Raw genomic sequence first — 21,965 nt, 5'->3', positions numbered from 1 at the left:
TACTACTGACGCAGGTTAAGGATCAGCCCTGCAGCACCTGGTCCAGCGCCTGCTCGAAGGTGGCGACGGTGCGCTCCACGTCCTGCAGCTTGTCGAGGCCGAACAGGCCGATGCGGAAGGTCTGGAAGTCGGCCGGCTCGTCACACGCGAGCGGCACACCCGCGGCGATCTGCAGACCTGCTGCGGCAAACTTGCTGCCGCTCTTGATGGTCGCATCTTCGGTGTAGCACACCACCACGCCGGGGGCGGCAAAACCGTCGGCAGCCACACTCTTGATGCCGCGCTTGGCCAGGGCCGCACGCACCTTGTCACCCAGTTGCTGCTGGCGCAGTTTCATTTCCGCAAAGCCCAGACCACCGGTTTCGTTGATGGTATCGCGGAACTGGGTCAGGGCATCGGTCGGCATGGTGGTGTGATAGGCATGGCCACCCTGTTCGTAGGCTTCCATGATCTCCAGCCATTTTTTCAGGTCACAGGCGAAGCTGCTGCTCTGCGTCTGCTCGATGCGCTGACGAGCCAGTTCACTCATCATCACCAGGCCGCAGCAGGGAGCGCTGCTCCATCCCTTCTGGGGGGCGCTGAGCAGTATATCGACGCCGCATGCTTTCATGTCTACCCAGATGGTGCCGGAGGCAATGCAGTCGAGCACGAACAGGCCACCGACTTCGTGCACTGCCTCGGCCACCGCCTTGAGGTAGTGATCCGGCAGTATCATGCCGGAGGCGGTTTCTACATGGGCAGCCAGGACCAGACCCGGCTTGTTGGCCTTGATAGTGGCCACCACTTCCTCGATGGGAGCCGGTGCCATGGCCGCCTGGGGGCCTTCCTCTATGGTACGGGCCTTGAGCACGGTTTCCGATGCGGGTATCTTGCCGGCTTCAAAAATCTGGCTCCAGCGATAGCTGAACCAGCCATTGCGAATGATCAGGCAATCCTGGTCGGTGGCAAACTGGCGTGCCACCGCTTCCATGCCGAAGGTACCACTGCCGGGTACCACCACCACTGAATGGGCCTGATACAGCTCCTTGAGGCTGGCGGAGATGTCGCGCATCACCTGCTGAAAGCGCTGCGACATATGGTTCAGGGATCTATCGGTATATACCACCGAATATTCCAGCAGGCCTTCGGGATCAACATGGGGGAGTAACCCGGACATAAACACCTCTATAATCTAATAACTAATATAACGGCCACACGACGTGATTGCCGTGATGGACTCAGGGCCTTCTGCAGCACGGCTGATATCTCTCCCTGACATTGCGGCATCCCCGGCTTCCATACCGGCTCAATGGCACAGCCAAACTCGAAGGGGCGGTCTAATGAAGAGTCTGAACAACAACCGATCATTCTAGTGCAAGTCAGAACAATCGCTAAACGAGAATTCCCCAGTAATGCCCAATATCCGGGTAAATAACAAAGTTCCGAGACACAAATCTTGTTCCCCCGGCACTGCCAGCATGCCCCTGGTCGGTGTTACCATAGCCGCACTATTTTTAACTGGGGTAACTATCGATGCAGGAACAATTCAGCCTGGAAGGCCATGCCTTTATTCCGCTGCATAATTTATTGAAAGTGTTGGGCTGGTGCGAGTCTGGCGCCATGGCCAAGATGGTCATCGACGAGGGTCTGGTCACGGTAAACGGGGCCGTGGAAGTACGCAAGCGGTGCAAAATCACGGTGGGTCAGCACATCGCCTTCAACGGTCAACAGGTTGAAGTGACGGAATAAGCTGGCGGAGCATGGGTGGAGTGTCAACACTCTTCAGCCTGTTCAAAAACGGAAAAAGGAGGCCGAAGCCTCCTTTTTTATAACACTGAAGTGTTATTTACTTAACGATTTTGGCTACAACGCCAGCACCGACAGTACGGCCACCTTCACGGATAGCGAAGCGCAAGCCTTCTTCCATCGCGATAGGAGCAATCAGGCTAACAACCATTTTGATGTTGTCGCCAGGCATAACCATTTCAACGCCTTCTGGCAGTTCGATGGTACCGGTTACGTCAGTTGTACGGAAGTAGAACTGTGGACGGTAGCCTTTGAAGAACGGAGTGTGACGGCCGCCTTCTTCTTTGGACAGTACGTATACTTCTGATTCGAAGTCAGTGTGCGGGTTGATTGAACCAGGCTTGGCCAGTACCTGACCACGCTCAACGTCTTCACGCTTGGTACCACGCAGCAGAACACCAACGTTCTCACCGGCACGACCTTCGTCAAGCAGTTTACGGAACATTTCAACGCCAGTACAAGTACTCTTAACAGTGTCCTTGATACCAACGATTTCAACTTCTTCGCCTACTTTAACGATACCGCGCTCAACACGACCGGTAACAACGGTACCACGGCCCTGGATTGAGAACACATCTTCGATTGGCAGCAGGAAAGCACCGTCAACGGCACGCTCTGGCTCAGGGATGTAAGAATCCAGTGCGTCAGCCAGTTCAATGATCTTGGCTTCCCACTCTGGCTCGCCTTCCAGACCTTTCAGAGCGGAACCCTGGATAACTGGAGTGTCATCACCTGGGAAGTCGTACTCGGACAGCAGCTCACGGATTTCCATTTCAACCAGCTCAAGCAGCTCTTCATCGTCAACCATGTCACATTTGTTCATGAATACAACGATGTAAGGAACGCCAACCTGACGGGCCAGCAGGATGTGCTCACGAGTCTGTGGCATAGGGCCATCAGTAGAAGCAACAACCAGGATAGCACCATCCATCTGAGCAGCACCGGTGATCATGTTTTTAACATAGTCAGCGTGTCCTGGGCAGTCAACGTGTGCGTAGTGACGTGATTCAGTATCGTACTCTACGTGAGAAGCAGCGATGGTGATACCACGCGCTTTTTCTTCAGGAGCGTTATCGATCTGGTCGTAACCGCGAGCGCTACCGCCCATTTTCTTGGCCAGTACAGTAGTAATGGCGGCGGTCAGAGTGGTTTTACCGTGGTCAACGTGGCCGATAGTACCTACGTTTACGTGCGGTTTGTTACGTTCAAATTTTTCTTTAGACACGGACTAGTCCTTCCTAGTTTGTTCCCACTCGCTTTGCGGGCGGGGAGTTTAAACAAAGATTATTAACCTTTACGAGCAGCAATGAGCGCTTCAGCCATGCTGGCAGGTACTGCGGCGTACTTGGCAAACTCCATGGAGTAAGAAGCACGGCCTTGCGACTGTGAACGCAGGTCTGTAGCGTAGCCGAACATTTCAGATAGCGGAATCATGGCATTGATTATTTTGCCTGACGGGCCATCTTCCATGCCTTCGATGATACCACGACGACGGTTAACGTCACCGATTACATCACCCATGTAATCTTCTGGCGTTTCTACTTCAACCTTCATTATAGGCTCAAGCAGAACAGGGTCACATTTCATGAACCCATCTTTAAATGCCATTGACCCGGCGATTTTAAAGGCCATTTCAGAAGAGTCAACATCATGATAAGAACCATCGTACAGGGTGACCTTGATATCCTCGATAGGATAGCCGGCCAACACCCCTTGCCTCATCTGTTCTTGAATGCCTTTGTCTACTGCCGGGCAGTATTCCTTGGGAATAACACCACCGACAACGGCGTTCTCGAACGTGTAGCCAGTACCAGGCTCTTGCGGCTCAATTTTGATCCACACGTGACCAAACTGACCCCGACCACCCGACTGACGAACGAACTTGCCTTCCTGTTCAACGCTACCGTTAATGCTTTCACGATAGGCAACCATGGGCTTACCCACGTTTGCTTCTACGTTGAACTCACGCTTCATGCGCTCCACAAGAATGTCGAGGTGCAACTCGCCCATACCGGCAATGATGGTCTGACCAGATTCTTCATCGGTCCGTACGCGGAAAGACGGATCTTCCTGCGCCAGACGCCCCAGTGCCATCCCCATTTTTTCCTGGTCGGCCTGGGTTCTGGGTTCCACGGCCACGGATATAACAGGCTCGGGAAACTCCATCCGCTCCAGTATGATAGGCGCGTCCTGGGCACACAAGGTGTCACCCGTGGTTACGTCTTTCAAACCGATAGCGGCAGCGATGTCACCGGCACAAACGGACTTGATTTCTTCCCGTTTGTTGGCGTGCATCTGTACGATACGACCAAAACGTTCGCGTTTGCCCTTGACCGAGTTCAACGCGCTATCACCGGAACTGATGATCCCGGAGTACACGCGGAAAAAGGTCAGGCTACCGACGAAGGGGTCAGTCGCTATCTTGAATGCCAGGGCAGAGAAAGGAGCCTCATCACTGGCCGGGCGAGTATCCGGCGTTTCGCCGTCTACTTTCAGGCCAGTAATAGCAGCCACTTCAACCGGAGACGGCAGATAATCGATCACGACGTCCAGCATGGCTTGTACGCCTTTATTCTTAAAGGCGGAGCCACAGGTCACCAGAATGACTTCGCTGTTCAGCACGCGCTGGCGCAAGGCGGCTTTAATTTCCGCTTCCGACAGTTCGTGACCTTCCAGGTACTTGTCCATCAGTTCTTCGTTGGCTTCTGCTGCGGCTTCAACCATGTTCTGATGCCATTCTTCGGCCAATGCCAGCATGTCTTCGGGAATATCGTGATATTCGAAGGAAGTGCCGTTATCAGCCTCGCTCCAGTCGATGGCTTTCATCTTGACCAGATCGATCACGCCCTTGAAGTTTTCTTCAGAGCCAATCGGCAGTTGTACAGGTACAGGCACGCCTTTAAGGCGGCTTTTGATCTGTCCAACCACACGCAAGAAGTCAGCCCCGGTCCGGTCCATTTTATTAACGAACGCGATGCGCGGAACTTTATATTTGTTAGCCTGACGCCATACGGTTTCAGACTGCGGCTGAACGCCACCCACAGCACAATAGACCATAACCGCACCGTCGAGCACGCGCATGGAACGTTCAACTTCAATGGTGAAGTCAACGTGCCCTGGCGTATCTATGATGTTGATACGGTGCTGCGGGTACTGGTGCTCCATACCATCCCAAAAACAGGTGGTAGCAGCAGAGGTGATAGTAATACCACGCTCCTGTTCCTGCTCCATCCAGTCCATGGTAGCGGAACCCTCGTGGGTTTCGCCTATTTTATGGTTCACACCGGTGTAAAACAGCACCCGCTCTGTGGTGGTGGTTTTACCGGCATCAATGTGAGCACTAATACCAATGTTGCGATAGCGCTCAATTGGGGTTGTACGAGCCACAATAAGATCCTCTTGCTAAGGTCAATGCCCTTAGTAAGCAATTAAAGGGGTGCGCAATAAACGCACCCACCCAATTACCAGCGGTAGTGTGCAAACGCTTTGTTTGCTTCAGCCATGCGGTGCACGTCTTCACGCTTCTTAACCGCAGAACCTTTGTTCTCAGCAGCATCCAGCAGCTCACCAGCAAGGCGCTGAGCCATGGATTTTTCACCACGCTTACGCGCGGAGTCTACTAACCAGCGCATGCCCAGGGCATTACGACGCACTGGACGTACTTCAACAGGCACCTGGTAGGTAGAACCACCTACACGGCGCGATTTAACTTCAACTGTAGGACGAATGTTCTCCAGCGCTTCTTCAAACAGCGCCAGATGCTCTTTGCTGGTTTTTTCAGCAACAATTTCCAGAGCACCGTAAACAATTTTCTCAGCGGTAGACTTCTTGCCGTCTACCATCAGGATGTTTACGAATTTTGCCAGCAGCTCGGATCCGAACTTGGGATCCGGCAGTATTTTACGCTGGCCGATTACGCGACGTCTTGGCATTGCAAACTCTCCGTAGCTTCAGGGATAACCCAAAACAAAACAGGTTAAAAGATAAAATGTTTGGCCTTACTTAACGGAGAACCATTAAGACTTTGGCTTCTTGGCACCGTACTTGGAACGGGCCTGGCGGCGAGCAGAAACACCAGAGGTGTCCAATGCGCCACGTACGGTGTGATAACGCACACCTGGCAAATCTTTAACACGACCACCGCGGATCAGAACAACGGAGTGCTCCTGCAGGTTGTGGCCTTCACCACCAATGTAAGAGTTAACCTCAAAACCATTGGTCAGACGAACACGACATACTTTACGCAGTGCGGAGTTCGGCTTCTTCGGGGTGGTGGTGTATACGCGGGTACATACGCCGCGTTTTTGCGGGCACGCTTCCAGCGCGGGCACGTTGCTTTGTGCAACGCTTACTTTGCGTGGTTTGCGAACCAGCTGGTTAATTGTAGTCATTAACAGCTCCTGAAAATGTATCGTTCTACAGTTGTGGAAAATCTATCCCCAAAAGCGGGGACGCAAAAGTCTATGCTTGCTGCGCCCTTGAGTCAAGATTTATACAATTTTGGCTGATGATTTATCGTCATCTCATTACCAGGCCTGGGGGCTACCCCATTCTGCTACCAGTTTTACCCAGTCGGCCATGCAGACGGGCTCACCACAGAGCAGGGTTAATCCGCGCGCCTGCAGGTCTTCTTGCATCACGTACAAACGACCGCTGTCGGCCAGCGCCTGCAGCAAAGGCTGCCATTTGGAGGTACTGGCACCGATCACCGCATCCTGCCACAACAACAAGCGGTCGTCCGGCTGCATTTGCGCCAGTGCCCGGGTTAACGCCTGATGGCTGAAAGGAGACTGCTTTACCGTATGTAGCATAGTGCCCTCAAAAACTGAGCCGTACATTGTAATCCGCCAGTTGCTGCTGCCACTCGGAAGCTGACAGCGGGTGCGCGGCTATGGTGAGCTGCCCGGGCTGCAGATCTCGCTCGGCTAACGATTGCGAGCAAACATAGACATTGTCCACATCATAGAGTTCGAGCAAGCCGAAGGCAGGAGCGTAATCCCGGCCGAGTATGGCGCCCGGCGCTTGTCCCTGCAGCAACTGATAGACACCATCATCAACAAAAAACACGCCTATGTCTTCACTGAGAGCCGAGGTTGCCAGCACGGCGTCCAGCCCTTCCCGCCCTGCAGCCGAGCCATGAGGTGGTGTACGAAAAATAAAGGCGACTTTGTTCATGGTGATAATGTTGTGACCTCTAAGCCCATGCAATAAGCTCGTTAAAACTGCACCACTCTGTCGGCACTCAGTGCCGCCTGAGCAAGCTGGCCCAAACCACTCAGGCAGAAGGGAGCAGCCAGATTCCACTGTTCCTGCCCTGCCTGAGCGGCGGCATCACTGTCTGCAATACCTCGGCGCAGCGCCGCCGCCACACACACATCCAGTGTCAGCCCATGTTGCCTGGCCAGCTCGACCCAGGCTTGCTGCAAATGCGTTTCATCCGCCGCGGGCTGTACCATCAGGTTGGCGTTGTGCACACCTTCCTGATAGAAAAAAATCTGGCTGATGGTATGGCCCTGCTCCAGTACCGCACAGGCGAAACGATACGCGTCCGCGGCAGACTGGGTACCATAACAGGGCCCGGTGACCAACAGGGCAAATCGCAACACCGATGACGTCATGTCACTGTTCGCCTGTGGCTTATTCAACGTAGGCAATGGCTTCCACTTCTACCAGCACGTCTTTAGGCAGACGCGCCACTTCCACACAGGAACGAGCCGGGGCGCCCAGGGTAAAGTAGCTGGCGTATACTTCGTTGAAGGCCAGGAAGTTGTTCATGTCGGACAGAAAACAGGTGGTTTTCAGCACGCTGGAGGCGTCGGCACCGGCAGCAGTCAGTACGGCCATCAGGTTGTCCATTACCTGCTTGGTTTGTGCTTCAATGCCGCCTTCCACGACTTCCATGCTCACCGGATCCAGCGGGATCTGGCCCGAGGTGTAAATGGTATTGCCAATGCGGGTGGCCTGCACATAAGGGCCAATGGCAGCGGGGGAATTCTCGGTAGCTATGATGGTCTTGGTCATGATGTCTCCTGGTGATTGAGCGATGGCTCTTCGTCATCGCGTTTTTTTTGTCGAATATAAAGATAAACCGTGTGTTTGGATATGTTGAGCTTGCTCGACACCATGGCGATGGCATCTTTGATATCAAAAATCCCCTTCTCGTAAAGGGTCGTAACAATCTGTTTATTCTTGGCGTTATTGGCTACCTGAGCGTCGGCATTAATGGCCTCTATGGTACGTTCTACCGTCAGCGTCACCAGTTCTTCCACATTATTATTGAAGTTTTCCGGTGACACTTCTGCCCGCGCCGCCTGTTGCTGCCTGGGCATAAAGTCGGCCATCAGCTCGTGCAAGGGAACATCCAGATGCACATTAATACTCAGCAGGCCAATGTCCACTCCCTGGGCGTCACGCAATAGTTGAATGGACGACTTGATGGGCGCGCCCAATCGGCTCTGGGTAAAATACGTCAGGGTACGGGCTTGTTGCTCCTGCAACTCGAGCAACCGCTGCGCCAGGGGCTCGGCCATGGGGGTTCCTGGCTGCTGGCCGCTGTTCGCCGCCTTGAGTACCTGGCTACCCGGGCTGGTCAGTGAATACAGCACCACTTCACAGTGCCTGCCGAACAGCTCCACCAGCCCTTCGACCAGACCACCATAAAGGTGGAGTGCTTCGAGCTCTTGCTGAACGACGGCATCATTATCTGCCCTGTTGCCAAGCGCCCCCATGACCCCACTTTCCGCTGCCATACCGGCTCCCTTCCGCCAAACATCTGCTGCTGATTTTCAACTGATAATAGCGGATGTCAACTATTTTTGATGAGAGCTGTGACCGGGCTGCACAATCAGGTCTTGCCCATAAAAAAATCGCCCGCAGGCGATTTTTACATATAGAGAACAGATTGACCGTTACGGACGCATGGACTTTTCGCCCCGCGATATGCCACACACACCACTGCGAACCACTTCCACCACTTCGGTAGAATCACTCATGTTGCGTATGAAGGCATCCAGCTTTTCGCTGGTGCCCACCAGCTGTACCGTGTACAAATGCGGGGTCACATCGACAATTTGACCACGGAAGATATCGGCGGTGCGCTTTACTTCGTCGCGGTTGGCGCCATCGGCGCGAACCTTGACCAGCACGATTTCCCGCTCGATATGATCGCCGTCACTCAACTCGCTGACCTTGAGCACATCCACCAGCTTGTTCAGTTGCTTGGTGATCTGCTCGATCACCCGCTCATCACCGGTAGTGACTATGGTCATGCGTGACAACGTCGGGTCTTCGGTGGGGGCCACCGTCAATGTTTCAATGTTGTAAGCCCGTTGAGAAAACAGTCCCACTACTCGGCTCAAGGCACCGGATTCGTTTTCCAGCAACAGGGATATAATACGCCGCATCAAGTTCTCTCCGTTTTGCTTAACCACATTTCGTCCATGGCTCCGGTTTTAATCTGCATGGGATAAACATGCTCTTCCGGATCGATCACTATATCCATAAACACCAGTTTGTCGGTCATGGCGAAGCACTTCTCCAACGCCGCATCCAGCTCTTTGGGATCCGATACCCGAATGCCCACATGGCCATAGGCTTCCGCCAGTTTGACGAAGTCCGGCAGCGAGTCCATATAAGAATGGCTTTCACGCCCCTCGTAAAACATCTTCTGCCACTGCTTGACCATGCCAAGGGAGTGGTTGTTCATCGAGATGATCTTGACCGGTATGTTGTATTGCATGCAGGTAGACAGCTCTTGAATATTCATCTGAATAGAGCCATCACCGGTGACACAGACCGATATATCATCGGGACGTGCCATTTTGGCGCCCATGGCCGCAGGCAGGCCAAAGCCCATGGTGCCCAGACCGCCGGAGTTGATCCACTGGCGTGGTTTGTCGAATGGATAATAAAGCGCGGCAAACATCTGGTGCTGGCCCACATCCGAACTGACCATGGCCTCACCCTTGGTGATGCGGTAGACAGATTCCATGACCTGCTGGGGTTTGATGTATTGCTCGCTGGTTTCGTAACGCAAGCACTGGCGTGCTCGCCACTGTTCGATTTGTGCCCACCAGTCACTCATGGCCTGAGGATCGGTTTTCAGACCCAGCTCACGAATGGTATCCAGCATCTGGCCCAATACCGTATCGGCAGAGCCGACGATGGGAATATGGGCCTTGATGGTTTTCGAGATCGAGGTGGGGTCCACATCCACCTGCACTATGGTGGCGTGGGGGCAGAATTTCTCGACGTTGTTGGTCACCCGGTCGTCGAAACGCGCACCTATGGCCAGAATAAGATCCGAGTTATGCATGCTCTTGTTGGCTTCATAGGTACCATGCATGCCCAGCATGCCCACAAACTGCTTGTGTGTGCCCGGCATCACGCCAAGTCCCATCAGGGTATTGGTCACCGGCAGATTGAACATCTCGGCCAGCTGAATTACCAGCGCGCTGGCTTCTGCGGTAACGGCACCGCCTCCCACGTACATAATGGGACGCTTGGCTTCGGCCAGGGCTTTCATCGCCTTTTTGATCTGTCCTTTATGGCCCACACCCGTGGGGTTATAAGAACGCATCTCTACCGAGGCGGGATAGACATAAGGATGTTTTTCTTTCGGGTTTTGTACATCCTTGGGCAGATCCACCACCACCGGGCCGGGGCGACCACTGGCGGCTATGTAATAGGCTTTTTTGATGGCCTGCGGAATATCCGACGCTTTCTTGCACAAAAAGCTGTGTTTCACTATCGGTCGCGAGATCCCGATCATGTCGGTTTCCTGGAAGGCATCATCACCGATATAGAAGGTAGGCACCTGGCCGGACAGGATGACCATGGGAATGGAGTCCATATAGGCGGTCGCGATGCCGGTAATGCAGTTGGTCGCTCCCGGGCCCGAGGTGACCAGCACGGTACCTACTTTGCCGGTGGAGCGGGTATAGCCATCGGCCATATGTACGGCTGCCTGCTCATGGCGCACCAGCACATGCTCAATCTTACTGTTTTCAAATAAGGCGTCATAAATATCAAGCACTGAACCGCCGGGGTAACCGAATAAATGCTCGACTCCCTGATCTTCCAGCGCCCGTACTACCATTTCCGCGCCTGATAACATTTCCATGATAAGCCCTCCAGGCTTTACTTGATTCGCCCTGTTATTTTCAGCTGTCCGAGCCGCCCAGCAGGATAGTCCTGATCTAACAAGGCGATTAGTTTTAATCTTTATAAAACATACACTTCTGCCCGACAGTGTATAAATAAGCAGAAAAAGGAAGAAAAATCACCTTAACCCGCTTTAAATCGCTTGTCTACGAGCTTTATGAAAAGCATCGCCTGCCAGGGCCGGAGCAGCCGGACTTCTTCTGGCAGCGGAGCGAACTCCGACAAAAATCGGCTCGGCATGAGCCTGATGAATAAGGTTGGCAGAAAGATAGCAGACCATCGTCCTTTTGCACCTGAAAAATTTGCAACAAAATAATCCGGGCCCACTACACCGCCCATCTTGCGCTAATAATGGGCACCTAATCGCTCGCCGCCCTGGCCGGCAAGTATGCATTTATAGCACTGTCGACCCCATACTCAGACCATCAAACCAACGCCAAACTGCAGAGCAGTACAAAATTCCAATTAACAGCAAAACAACAACCAAACCCCTTAATGGTTACTTATTTTAAATATGATCTAAAACGTTGACACCATCCCGGTTTCCCGTTATTTGTATACTTGTTGTTATACGAATTATTCTTCGGTGATGAGTGCTATGCCCAAACATATTCAGCTACTGCTACTACTACCCTCACAGGTGCTCAAGCGCACGGGTCAAGCGTAGCCGGAATTCATCATCCACATATACTCATAAAAAACCCGTGCCATCCGCACGGGTTTTTTATATCTGTCGCGGGCGGCAAGGTAACTTCAGAGAGGAAAGCGACATGTCGGACCAGGTAATTATATTCGATACCACTTTGCGAGATGGCGAACAGGCGCTTTCCGCCAGCCTGACGGTCAAGGAAAAATTACAGATTGCCTATGCACTGGAACGCCTGGGCGTGGATGTGATGGAAGTCGGCTTCCCTATTTCATCACCCGGTGATTTCGAGTCGGTGCAGACTATCGCCCGTCACATCAAGAACAGCCGGGTCTGTGCCCTGTCCCGCGCGCTCAAGGCCGATATCGACGCCGCCGCCGAAGCGTTGCGGGTCGCCGATCAGTTCCGTATCCATACCTTTATTTCCACCTCCGATATTCATGTACAGAGCAAGCTGCGTAAAGACTTCGACTCTGTGCTGGAGATGAGTGTCGACGCGGTCAAGCATGCTCGCGGTTACACCGACGACGTAGAGTTCTCCTGTGAAGATGCGGGCCGCACCCCCATCGACAATCTGTGTCGCATGGTAGAGGCGGTGATCAAGGCCGGGGCTACCACAGTCAACATTCCCGATACCGTGGGTTATACCGTGCCCAGCGAATTCTCCGGCATCATAGAGGCGCTGTTCCACCGGGTGCCCAACATCCACAAGGCGGTGATCTCGGTACACTGTCACGACGATCTGGGCATGTCGGTGGCCAACTCCATCGCCGCGGTGCAGCAAGGTGCCCGCCAGATCGAATGTACCATCAACGGCATAGGTGAACGGGCCGGCAACTGCTCGCTCGAAGAAATCGCCATGGTCATGAAAACCCGGGGCGACCTGCTCGGAGTACACACCAATATCAAGAGCCAGGAAATCTACCGCACCAGCCAGCTGGTCCGTAACCTGTGCAACATGCCGGTGCAGCCCAACAAGGCCATAGTGGGCGCCAATGCGTTCGCCCATTCCTCCGGTATTCACCAGGACGGGATGCTGAAAAACAAGAATACCTACGAGATCATCACCCCGGAAAGCATAGGCCTGCAGAAGAACGAGCTGAACCTGACCTCTCGCTCCGGCCGCCATGTGATCAAGCACCGTATGGCCGAGATGGGCTACACCGAGCAGGACTACGATCTCGATACCCTGTACGACAGCTTTCTGGCATTGGCCGACCGCAAGGGTCAGGTGTTCGATTATGATCTGGAAGCCCTGGTGTTCTTCAGCCAGATCCACGAAGAGCCCGAGCAATTCAAACTCAAGTACCTGAGCGTACAGTCCGGCAGCAACGTCATGTCCACCGCCAGCGTGCGCATGGAAGTGGGTAGCGACACCGTCAACGAAGCCGCGGTCGGCAACGGCCCTGTCGATGCCGTCTATCAGTGCATCAACCGCGTGACTGGTTACGACATCCGCATCGACAAATATGAGCTCAAGAGCAAGGGCGAAGGCAAAGATGCCCTGGGCCAGGTAGACATAGTTGCCGAATACAAAGAGCGCAAGTTCCACGGCATGGGCCTGGCCACCGACATCGTCGAGTCATCCGCGCAAGCCTTAATCCATGTTATTAACAGCATTTGGCGTGCCGAACAGGTCGCAGAGAAAAAAGAAGCTATTCAAAAGAAAATTCGTATGGAGACAGTGTGAGTATGAGTGCAAATTACAAGGTCGCGGTCTTGCCCGGAGACGGCATAGGCCCGGAAGTCATGGCTGAAGCCCTTAAAGTGCTGGATAAGGTACAGTCAGAGTTCGGTTTTACGCTGGAGCTCAGTCACTTTGATGTGGGTGGCGTGGCCATCGACAACCATGGCACCCCGCTGCCAGCGGCGACCTTGGCCGGCTGTGAAGCCGCCGATGCGGTATTGTTTGGCTCGGTAGGTGGCCCTAAATGGGAACACCTGCCACCCAACGACCAGCCAGAACGTGGAGCACTGCTGCCTTTACGCGGTCATTTCAAGTTGTTTTGCAACATGCGCCCGGCTCGCATCTACCAGGGGCTGGAAAGTTTTTCGCCACTGCGTGCCGACATCAGCGCCCGTGGCTTCGACATCGTCTGCATGCGTGAGCTGACCGGCGGCATCTACTTTGGCCAACCCAAGGGCCGTGAAGGCTCGGGCGCACAAGAAAAAGCCTTCGATACCGAGGTGTATCATCGCTTCGAGATTGAGCGCATCGCCCGCCTGGCCTTTGAGGCCGCACGAGGCCGTCGCGGTATCGTCACCTCGGTCGATAAGGCCAACGTGCTGCAGGCGTCTATCCTGTGGCGTGAAGTGGTCATTGAAGTGGCCAAAGACTACCCGGATGTCACCCTGAACCATATCTACATCGATAACGCCACCATGCAGCTGATCAAGGATCCGGCGCAGTTCGACGTTATGCTGTGCTCCAACCTGTTTGGCGATATTATTTCTGATGAAATGGCCATGTTGACCGGTTCCATGGGGCTGTTGCCGTCGGTTAGCCTGAACGACCAGGGCTTTGGTCTGTATGAGCCGGCCGGTGGCTCGGCGCCGGATATTGCTGGCAAAGGCATTGCCAATCCGGTGGCACAGATTTTGTCTGCCGCCCTGATGCTGCGCTACAGCTTCAAACAGGAAGAAGCCGCCCAGGCCATAGAGCGTGCCGTGAGCGAAACCCTGGCCGCTGGCTATTTCAGTGGCGACCTGTACAGTGCCGACGCCCAGCACCCGGTACAAACCACGGTACAAATGGGCGAGCACATCACCAATCGCATCAGGAGAGCTAACTAATGGCCAAGACGCTGTATCAAAAAGTATTTGACGCCCATTTGGTGCGCAATGAAGAAGGCGAAACGCCGTTACTCTATATCGACCGCCACTTGGTGCACGAAGTGACCTCACCTCAGGCCTTCGACGGTCTGCGTGCCAAGGGGCGCAAGCTGCGCCGTCCGGATCGCACCTGGGCCACCATGGATCACAACGTATCCACCGAAACCAATGACATCGCCGCCTCCGGTGAAATGGCCCGCATTCAGATGGAAACCCTGGCCAAAAACTGCGAAGAGTTTGGCGTTCCCTTGTATGACTTGCACCACAAGTATCAGGGCATAGTGCATGTCATTGGTCCCGAACTCGGCCTGACCCTGCCCGGCACCACCATAGTGTGTGGCGACTCTCATACCGCCACTCACGGCGCCTTCGGTGCCCTGGCCTTCGGTATCGGCACCTCGGAAGTCGAACACGTGATGGCAACCCAGACCCTGAAGCAGGGTCGCGCCAAAACCATGAAGATTCAGGTAAACGGCGAACTCAAGCCCGGCATCAGTGCCAAGGACGTGGTGCTGGCCATTATCGGTACAGTGACTCACGCCGGCGGCACCGGTTATGTGGTGGAGTTTTGCGGCAGCGTGATTGAAGCTCTGTCGATGGAAGCCCGCATGACGATTTGCAACATGGCCATCGAACTGGGTGCCAAGGCAGGCCTGATTGCTCCCGACCAGACCACCTTCGATTACCTCAAGGATAAGCCGTTTGCGCCTAAAGGCGCCGAGTGGGAACAAGCGGTGACCTACTGGCAAACGCTGAAATCCGACGCCGATGCCCAGTTTGACGCGGTGGTTGAGCTTGATGGTGCCGATATTGCTCCTCAGGTCACCTGGGGTACCAACCCGGGGCAGGTGATGGCGGTTAATGCCATTATTCCCAAGCCGGAAGACATCAGTGACGCAACCGAGCGCCAGTCTGCCATCAAGGCACTGCAATACATGGCTCTGCAAGGTGGCACCAAGCTGACCGACGTGAGCATCGACAAGGTGTTTATCGGCTCTTGTACCAACAGCCGCATTGAAGACCTGCGTGCCGCCGCCGCTATTGCTCAGGGTCGCACCGTCGCTGCCGGCGTACAGGCGCTGGTGGTTCCCGGCTCACAGCAGGTCAAGGCCCAGGCCGAAGCCGAAGGGCTGGATAAAATTTTCCTTGAGGCAGGCTTTGAGTGGCGCCTGCCAGGCTGCTCCATGTGTCTGGCAATGAATAACGACCGTCTGCTGCCCGGCGAGCGTTGTGCCGCCACCAGCAACCGTAACTTTGAAGGTCGTCAGGGCCGCGGTGGCCGTACTCATCTGGTGAGCCCTGCCATGGCAGCAGCGGCGGCCGTATTTGGTCACTTCGTCGACATTCGGGAATTATAAGGGGAACAGTAATGAGCGGATTCAAGCAGTTAACCGGTATTGCCGCCCCTCTGGATGCGGCCAACGTGGATACCGATCAGATCATCCCGAAGCAGTTTCTGCAGAAGGTCACCCGGTCCGGCTTCGGCAAGCACCTGTTTCACGACTCGCGCTTTCTCGATGATGCGGGCGAGCAGCCCAATCCGGATTTTGTGCTGAACCAGGCCCCCTATGACCAGGCGGTAATCCTGCTGGCCCGGGAAAACTTTGGTTGTGGTTCCAGCCGCGAGCACGCTCCCTGGGCGCTGGCCGACTTCGGCCTGCAGGCGGTGATCGCCCCCAGCTTTGCCGATATCTTTTATGGCAACGCCATTAACAACGGCATGGTACCGGTCCGCCTGACCGATGCCGAAGTCGATGCCCTGTTTGCCTATGTGACGGCCAACAAGGGAGCCGAGGTCACGGTTGACCTGGAAGCCCAGCAAGTACGAGCCGGCGACCTCACTTTCTCGTTCGAAATGGACGAGTTTCGTCGTTACTGCCTGCTAAACGGCCTGGACAGCATTGGCCTGACGCTGCAGCATCAAGAGCAAATTGACAGCTTTGAGGCGCAGCAGCCCAGCTGGCTGTAACCCGCACTTTATAACGCCGGCACTTGCCGGCGTTATATTATTTCCTCCCGCGGTATCCGTTGCTGCGTGCCAGGCAATACAGCCTGCTCACCCGTCGTCATCGCATTAACGCACCTCACTCAAACAGAGTGCCACCCTGTCGGTCGCCACACCGCGCTCAATCCTTAACACGGTTGCCAGAGCCCTTAATGGCTCGACACTCTTGTCGGCCGATGGCATCACCAACCGCCATTTTTCACCCAGCTTGCACCGCCCGGCAGTCACTTCCATCAAGGCTCCCCTGGCACTGAGGTTGCGACACACCCCCTCTATTCTAGCCTGGGTGGTGGCCAGAATAATCTTGGTATCCAGGCGCATCCGCTGAAGTGAACGCTGCTCCCCATTACCAGGTTTCATGATTTACCTTCCTTGTCAGTCCGACATCTACAAGACACTGGTTTAGCTTACAGAATAAACCTACAATAGCGGCCACTACAAACGGGGTGCGGCCAACCGCTGAGATCATACTCGTGTATCGCCCTCGGCTGACGCCGACGCAAAATGTGACGCTCTCGGCTTTATTTCATCCACAAGGAGTGTCCAGTGAACAGAATTTTCATCGCTTTATCTTTCTTCGCTGCCAGCCTGGCAGTCGCACAAACTCCCACCTTGACTGTTTATACATATAGTTCATTTTCATCCGATTGGGGGCCAGGGCCGGCAATTAAACTGGCTTTTGAAGCCGAATGTAACTGTCAGCTCGAGTGGGTCGCACTGGATGATGGGGTTTCCATCCTGAACCGGCTGCGGCTGGAAGGTAAGCACACCAAGGCAGATGTGATTCTTGGCCTGGATAACAACCTGCTGCAAGCCGCCAAGAATACCGGGCTGCTGGCAGAGCACCGGCAATCATTAGACGCGTTGAACGTGCCCGGCGGCTGGACCGATACCACCTTTGTGCCCTATGACTATGGCTATTTCGCCTTTATTTACAACGCCGATAAACTCGAGCAGCCGCCGCAAAGCTTTGCCGAGCTGCTCGACCGCCCCGAGCTCACCCTCTTGTATCAAGATCCTCGTACCAGTACCCCGGGGCAGGGGTTGATGCTGTGGGTGCAAAAGCTGTATGGCGAACAGGCTCCCAGCGTGTGGCAAAACCTGGCCAAGCGCACCGTCGCCGTGACCAAAGGCTGGAGCGAGTCTTATGGCATGTTTCTTAAAGGCGAGGCCGATCTGGTGCTGTCTTACACCAGTTCACCGGCTTATCACATTCACGCCGAGCAACAGCATCAGTATCAAGCCGCCAGTTTTAAAGAAGGTCATTACCTGCAAGTAGAAGTCGCCGCTCGACTCAACACCAGCAAACAGCCCGAGCTTGCCGAGCGGTTTATGCAGTTTATGCTGAGCCCGGCCTTTCAGGAGCAGATCCCGGCCGGCAACTGGATGTACCCCGTGACAGACACGCCGTTACCCGACAGCTTTACCGACCTGGTTCAACCGACACACGCCCTCAGCTTCAGTGCCGAGCAGGTAGCCGAGCAACGCAGCGGTTGGTTAAGGCAGTGGCTGAACGCCGTCACCCGCTAGGGTCCGTAATGACACGCAAATACTGGTGGCTGCCCGGCAGTTTAAGCCTGCTGGGCATTCTTCTCCTCAGTGCAGGGCCTATCGCTGCCCTGCTGGTACAAAGCAGCCAGCAGGGCTGGTCCCGGCTGATCCACGACAGCTATTTACATCATGTGATCTGGTTCAGCTTTTATCAGGCGATGCTGTCCACCCTACTCAGTCTGGCGCTGGCCATTCCGCTGGCCCAGGCCCTGTCGCGCCGGTATTTTATTGGCCGAAAGCTGCTGTTGCGACTGTTTGGCCTGTCTTTAGTGCTCCCCGTGATCCTGGTGGTGTTTGGTATAGTGACAGTGCACGGTCGTCAGGGCTGGGGCAATCAACTCTTACAAGCCGCCGGCTTTGAGTCTGTCGGCTACCTCTATGGTCTGACCGGCATACTGCTGGCGCACGTGTTCTTCAATATGCCGCTGGCAGCGCGTGTTTTATTGCAAGGCATCGAGGCCATTCCTGCCAGCCACTGGCGCATGGCCAACCAGCTTGGCTTTAGTGGCTGGCAGCTGTTTCGCTGGCTGGAGTGGCCGGTGATCAGAAGCGCACTACCGGCCTTGGCCAGCATGATTTTCATGCTCTGTTTTACCAGCTTTGCCACCGTAATGGCCTTGGGCGGCGGGCCCAAATCCACCACCCTGGAAGTGGCAATTTATCAGGCATTACGCTTCGACTTCGACTTGCCGTTTGCCGGCATGCTCGCCTTGCTGCAGCTGGTGTTTTGCAGCGGGTTTCTGCTACTGCAGTATCGCTTGACCAAAACGGCTCCCGAGCAATCCGGCCGATCCGGGTGTACACTGCGCCCAGATCGTCAGCTAATGGGAGTCCGCATCTGGGATGTCGTCATCCTCACCCTTTGCCTGGGTATTTTTCTGCCCCCTCTGCTGGCCATTATCAGCAATGGTGTTAACCCTCGACTCTGGGCCGCTTTAACCTCGGCCACCTTATGGCAAGCCACCCTGACCTCAATCATCATTGCCACAGGGGCGGCGGTGTTATCGGTCTTGCTCACCGTCGGCCTGCTGAGCAGCAGCCGTTATTTGCGCTTGCAGCTACAGCGTCGTTCCGCCGCCGCCTTGATGGAGGCGACCGGCTCGGTCATTCTGGTGCTGCCTGCCGTGGTCCTGTCTACCGGCCTGTTTATGCTGTTACGTAATGTCGCCGACGTGTTCACCCTGGGGCCTATACTGGTGCTGTTGGTGAACGCGCTCATGGCGCTGCCCTATGGCCTGCGCGCCTTGCAACTGCCCATGGAACGGGTGGCGCGCCAGTATAATCGCCTGTGCACCAGCCTGGATCTTCAGGGCTGGTCGCGCATCAAACAGGTCGAATGGCCCTTGTTGCGTAAGCCGCTGGCACTGGCCTTTGCCCTGGCCATGATGCTGTCGCTGGGCGATCTGAGTGCTATCGCACTGTTTGGCAGCCAGTCGCTGCAAACTTTGCCGTGGCTTTTATATCAACAGTTGGGGAGCTATCAGATGATAGATGCGGCAGCCACCGCTCTGGTACTACTAGTGCTCAGCCTGGGGCTGTTTGCTCTGGTTGAAGGGGTATTAGGAGGCAAAGATGCTAAAACTGACTGATCTCTGTGCTCGTTACCCAGAGCAAGAGCTGTGCTTTACACTTGCGGCCAAGGCGGGGGAAATTACCGCACTGATTGGCCCAAGTGGTGCCGGAAAGTCAACATTACTGGCCATGATCGGCGGCTTTGCAGCCATCGACTCCGGCCAGCTGCTACATGACGGCGAAACATTACTGCCGCTCTCGCCGGCACACAGACCCGTCACTACGCTGTTTCAGGATAATAACCTGTTCTGGCATATGTCTGTTTATCAGAACATCGCCATCGGCCTCTCTCCTTCATTGAAACTCACCGCAGCGCAAGAGGCCATGATTCAGCAAGTGGCCAATCAGGTGGGTATCGATGGCTTGCTGGAGCGCAGCCCCTCCAGTTTATCCGGTGGACAACAACAAAGAGTGGGACTGGCACGCTGCCTGGCGCGCCGCCAGCCTGTTTTGCTGCTCGACGAGCCGTTTTCTGCGCTCGACCCGGCCTTGCGATTCGAGCTGCTGGATCTGTTACGCAGCCAAACCAGTCAACTGCAACTTACCGTCTTGCTGGTTACCCACCACCCCGATGAAGCGGCCAGAGTCGCCGACAAGATAGCTTTCATTCATAACGGCCGCATCCTGGAGCAAGGCACGAAGGAGCTGCTGACAGCTCCCCGTACCAGGGAGTTGAAGGCTTATCTGGGTCGAGGAGACAATGAGGAGTGAAATGTTACTCCTCACCCTTCACATTAATCATCAGAGATTCTCTTCGGCAAACGACGCCAGACGGCTGCGCATCACCCCATTGAGATACACATTGGCACTGCCCTCAAAGTCCTTGAAGCGCTCGACTATGTAGGTCAGCCCGGAAGTGACCGGAGTCAGGTAATTGGAGTCTATCTGGGCCAGATTGCCCGAACACACCAGCTTGGTCCCTTCTCCACAACGCGTAATAATGGTTTTCAACTGCGAAGCGGTCAGGTTCTGGCATTCATCCAGGAGTACAAAGGTATTTTGAATACTGCGGCCACGCATGAAGTTGACTGACTTGAACTGGATATTGGCCTTGTCCATGATATAGCTGAGTGAGCCATCCATGCACTCGTCCTGCTTGTGCAGCACTTCCAGAGTATCGGTAATCGCCGCCAGCCAGGGGGCCATTTTTTCTTCTTCGGTACCGGGCAGAAAGCCGATGCTTTCGGCTATTTCCGGGGTGTTGCGCGTGACGATAACCTTGTCGTAAATGCCTTTTTCAATGATCATTTCCAGTGCCGAAGCCATTGCCAGCAAGGTTTTCCCACTGCCTGCAGGCCCGGTCAGGATCACCAGCTCGATGTTGGGATCCAGAAGCGCATCCAGCGCCATGGCTTGATAGATATTTTTCGGCTGAATACCCCAGGCTTTGCGCCCCATCATCCGCTCCCGCCCCAGATCGATAAAGCGTATTTTACTTGCAGCCTTATCCAGTACCCGACCGGCAAAATCATCGGTGTCATCAATCAGATACTGATTGATATGTGCTCCGGGAAGCAACTCTTCGGCAACGGTATGAATCACTTCCCGGCCGTGAGTTTCACTTTCACACTCCCCTACCCGGTCCCAGAAGCTGTGTTCTTGATGATAAAATCCTTTTGATAACAAGCGGATATCATCAACCAACTGATCGGATCTATAATCTTCTACATGTTGCAGTCCGGCTCCTTTTGCCTTCAGCCGCATATTGATATCTTTCGTGACCAATACCGCCATGCCCGATACCGTATGCCGCTGTAAATAAAGCGCAGTGTTAATGATACGGTTATCGGCTTCATCGTCGGTAAACACCGCATAGCCTTCCGGCAAATGCTTGTCGGTAATAATAGCAATAGACCCCGAAGCGTCATCGCCCTCCAAGCCGAGCGGTACCCCTGCGACTATCTGTTCCGGAGTGGCGTCATGAAAAATCCCTTCCAGCGTTCTAATGGCGATTCTCGCATCCCGACTGACATCTTTTTGTCGGTCTTTGATCCGATCCAGCTCTTCGAGCACTGTCATGGGTATAACAACGTTATGTTCACTGAAAGAGTAAATAGAAAGGGGCTCGTGCAATAGCACGTTGGTATCAAGAATAAAGCGTTTACGGGCGTTATCATCCATCGACTGCTCCCTCGGGCTTCAAGCCCTATCATGGTCAATGCCCCATTAAGGCTGGGTACAATGACATCCTGATGACACCCTAACGCTAAGACGTTTTAGGCTTTTCGGCAAGTAGGAGGCTCTAATGGATAATCCTGAATGGGCGCTATCTCACTAAACTGACGATGTGAGGCGTGAGGCGTGAGGCGTGAGGCGTGAGGCGTGAGGCGTGAGGCGTGAGGCGTGAGGCGTGAGGCGTGAGGCGTGAGGCGTGAGGCGTGAGGCGTGAGGCGTGAGGCGTGAGGCGTGAGG

22 protein-coding genes are annotated in these 21,965 nt (G+C 54.6%); 8 read left to right on the top strand and 14 right to left on the bottom strand.

The window, feature by feature from the left end; translation table 11 throughout:
- Positions 1-22: 22 nt before the first annotated feature.
- Positions 23-1,156, bottom strand: coding sequence for an aminotransferase class V-fold PLP-dependent enzyme (locus tag ACN0VL_RS12475; RefSeq protein ID WP_417617847.1), 1,134 nt, complete (start codon positions 1,154-1,156; stop codon positions 23-25).
- A gap of 356 nt (positions 1,157-1,512) precedes the next feature.
- Here ACN0VL_RS12475 and ACN0VL_RS12470 point away from each other — a divergent pair, with 356 nt between their 5' ends.
- Positions 1,513-1,728, top strand: a complete 216-nt coding sequence (locus ACN0VL_RS12470) for an RNA-binding S4 domain-containing protein (RefSeq protein WP_417617845.1) — start codon at positions 1,513-1,515, stop codon at positions 1,726-1,728.
- Positions 1,729-1,825: 97 nt separating this feature from the next.
- Here ACN0VL_RS12470 and tuf read toward each other — a convergent pair whose 3' ends face one another.
- The 11 genes from tuf to ACN0VL_RS12415 all read right to left on the bottom strand — a co-directional run bounded on the left by tuf (position 1,826) and on the right by ACN0VL_RS12415 (position 10,906).
- Positions 1,826-3,010: an elongation factor Tu gene (tuf, locus tag ACN0VL_RS12465; RefSeq protein WP_417617843.1), complete on the bottom strand. Its 1,185-nt coding sequence runs from the start codon at positions 3,008-3,010 to the stop codon at positions 1,826-1,828.
- Between the two features lie 62 nt (positions 3,011-3,072).
- Positions 3,073-5,172, bottom strand: a complete 2,100-nt coding sequence (fusA, locus tag ACN0VL_RS12460) for an elongation factor G (protein ID WP_417617841.1) — start codon at positions 5,170-5,172, stop codon at positions 3,073-3,075.
- A gap of 74 nt (positions 5,173-5,246) precedes the next feature.
- A complete protein-coding gene (gene rpsG, locus ACN0VL_RS12455) occupies positions 5,247-5,717 on the bottom strand; it encodes a 30S ribosomal protein S7 (RefSeq protein ID WP_188628482.1) in 471 nt (156 codons plus the stop codon).
- 84 nt (positions 5,718-5,801) lie between these two features.
- Entirely contained in the window at positions 5,802-6,176 is a 375-nt protein-coding gene (gene rpsL / locus ACN0VL_RS12450; protein WP_417617839.1) for a 30S ribosomal protein S12, read from the bottom strand.
- Between the two features lie 135 nt (positions 6,177-6,311).
- A complete protein-coding gene (tusB, locus tag ACN0VL_RS12445; protein ID WP_417617837.1) occupies positions 6,312-6,596 on the bottom strand; it encodes a sulfurtransferase complex subunit TusB in 285 nt (94 codons plus the stop codon).
- A gap of 7 nt (positions 6,597-6,603) precedes the next feature.
- Entirely contained in the window at positions 6,604-6,960 is a 357-nt protein-coding gene (tusC, locus tag ACN0VL_RS12440; protein ID WP_417617836.1) for a sulfurtransferase complex subunit TusC, read from the bottom strand.
- A 41-nt stretch (positions 6,961-7,001) separates the two neighbouring features.
- The gene (gene tusD, locus ACN0VL_RS12435) at positions 7,002-7,403 is read right to left on the bottom strand and encodes a sulfurtransferase complex subunit TusD (protein ID WP_417617834.1); all 402 of its coding nucleotides are present in this window, start codon (positions 7,401-7,403) and stop codon (positions 7,002-7,004) included.
- A 19-nt stretch (positions 7,404-7,422) separates the two neighbouring features.
- On the bottom strand, positions 7,423-7,806 hold the full coding sequence (locus ACN0VL_RS12430) for a RidA family protein (protein ID WP_417617832.1): 384 nt from the start codon (positions 7,804-7,806) through the stop codon (positions 7,423-7,425).
- Entirely contained in the window at positions 7,803-8,534 is a 732-nt protein-coding gene (locus ACN0VL_RS12425) for a helix-turn-helix transcriptional regulator (RefSeq protein WP_417617830.1), read from the bottom strand. Before ACN0VL_RS12425 ends, ACN0VL_RS12430 begins: the two co-directional genes overlap by 4 nt.
- A 159-nt stretch (positions 8,535-8,693) precedes the next feature.
- Positions 8,694-9,188: an acetolactate synthase small subunit gene (ilvN, locus tag ACN0VL_RS12420; RefSeq protein WP_417617828.1), complete on the bottom strand. Its 495-nt coding sequence runs from the start codon at positions 9,186-9,188 to the stop codon at positions 8,694-8,696.
- Positions 9,188-10,906 carry an acetolactate synthase 3 large subunit gene (locus ACN0VL_RS12415; protein ID WP_417617826.1) on the bottom strand — a complete coding sequence of 573 codons (1,719 nt, stop codon included), beginning with the start codon at positions 10,904-10,906 and terminating at the stop codon, positions 9,188-9,190. The genes ilvN and ACN0VL_RS12415 overlap by 1 nt, the downstream gene beginning before the upstream one ends.
- 811 nt (positions 10,907-11,717) lie before the next feature.
- Here ACN0VL_RS12415 and leuA point away from each other — a divergent pair.
- The 4 genes from leuA to leuD are packed head-to-tail and all read left to right on the top strand — an operon-like array spanning position 11,718 to position 16,394.
- Positions 11,718-13,283, top strand: a complete 1,566-nt coding sequence (gene leuA / locus ACN0VL_RS12410) for a 2-isopropylmalate synthase (protein ID WP_417617824.1) — start codon at positions 11,718-11,720, stop codon at positions 13,281-13,283.
- A gap of 2 nt (positions 13,284-13,285) precedes the next feature.
- Positions 13,286-14,386, top strand: coding sequence for a 3-isopropylmalate dehydrogenase (gene leuB, locus ACN0VL_RS12405; protein ID WP_417617822.1), 1,101 nt, complete (start codon positions 13,286-13,288; stop codon positions 14,384-14,386).
- Complete coding sequence (gene leuC, locus ACN0VL_RS12400; protein WP_417617820.1) at positions 14,386-15,783, top strand: 3-isopropylmalate dehydratase large subunit; 1,398 nt, start codon at positions 14,386-14,388, stop codon at positions 15,781-15,783. Before leuB ends, leuC begins: the two co-directional genes overlap by 1 nt.
- Before the next feature lie 11 nt (positions 15,784-15,794).
- Positions 15,795-16,394 carry a 3-isopropylmalate dehydratase small subunit gene (gene leuD / locus ACN0VL_RS12395; RefSeq protein ID WP_417617818.1) on the top strand — a complete coding sequence of 200 codons (600 nt, stop codon included), beginning with the start codon at positions 15,795-15,797 and terminating at the stop codon, positions 16,392-16,394.
- Positions 16,395-16,499: 105 nt separating this feature from the next.
- Here the strand turns inward: leuD and ACN0VL_RS12390 are convergent, their stop codons facing one another.
- A complete protein-coding gene (locus ACN0VL_RS12390) occupies positions 16,500-16,790 on the bottom strand; it encodes a PilZ domain-containing protein (protein WP_417617816.1) in 291 nt (96 codons plus the stop codon).
- Between the two features lie 186 nt (positions 16,791-16,976).
- Here ACN0VL_RS12390 and thiB point away from each other — a divergent pair, with 186 nt between their 5' ends.
- The 3 genes from thiB to thiQ are packed head-to-tail and all read left to right on the top strand — an operon-like array spanning position 16,977 to position 20,264.
- Positions 16,977-17,960 (top strand): thiamine ABC transporter substrate binding subunit, encoded by a 984-nt coding sequence (gene thiB / locus ACN0VL_RS12385; protein ID WP_417617814.1) that lies wholly within the window; start codon positions 16,977-16,979, stop codon positions 17,958-17,960.
- An 8-nt stretch (positions 17,961-17,968) separates the two neighbouring features.
- Positions 17,969-19,570 (top strand): thiamine/thiamine pyrophosphate ABC transporter permease, encoded by a 1,602-nt coding sequence (gene thiP, locus ACN0VL_RS12380; protein WP_417617812.1) that lies wholly within the window; start codon positions 17,969-17,971, stop codon positions 19,568-19,570.
- On the top strand, positions 19,554-20,264 hold the full coding sequence (gene thiQ / locus ACN0VL_RS12375; protein WP_417617810.1) for a thiamine ABC transporter ATP-binding protein: 711 nt from the start codon (positions 19,554-19,556) through the stop codon (positions 20,262-20,264). Before thiP ends, thiQ begins: the two co-directional genes overlap by 17 nt.
- 30 nt (positions 20,265-20,294) lie before the next feature.
- On the opposite strand, the gene ACN0VL_RS12370 is transcribed toward thiQ, so the two are convergent.
- Complete coding sequence (locus ACN0VL_RS12370) at positions 20,295-21,674, bottom strand: PhoH family protein (protein WP_417617808.1); 1,380 nt, start codon at positions 21,672-21,674, stop codon at positions 20,295-20,297.
- Positions 21,675-21,965: the final 291 nt, after the last annotated feature.

Source organism: Oceanisphaera sp. (assembly GCF_048268965.1).
Classification (GTDB): Bacteria; Pseudomonadota; Gammaproteobacteria; order Enterobacterales; family Aeromonadaceae; genus Oceanimonas.
This window is presented reverse-complemented; position numbering and strand designations above follow the sequence as displayed.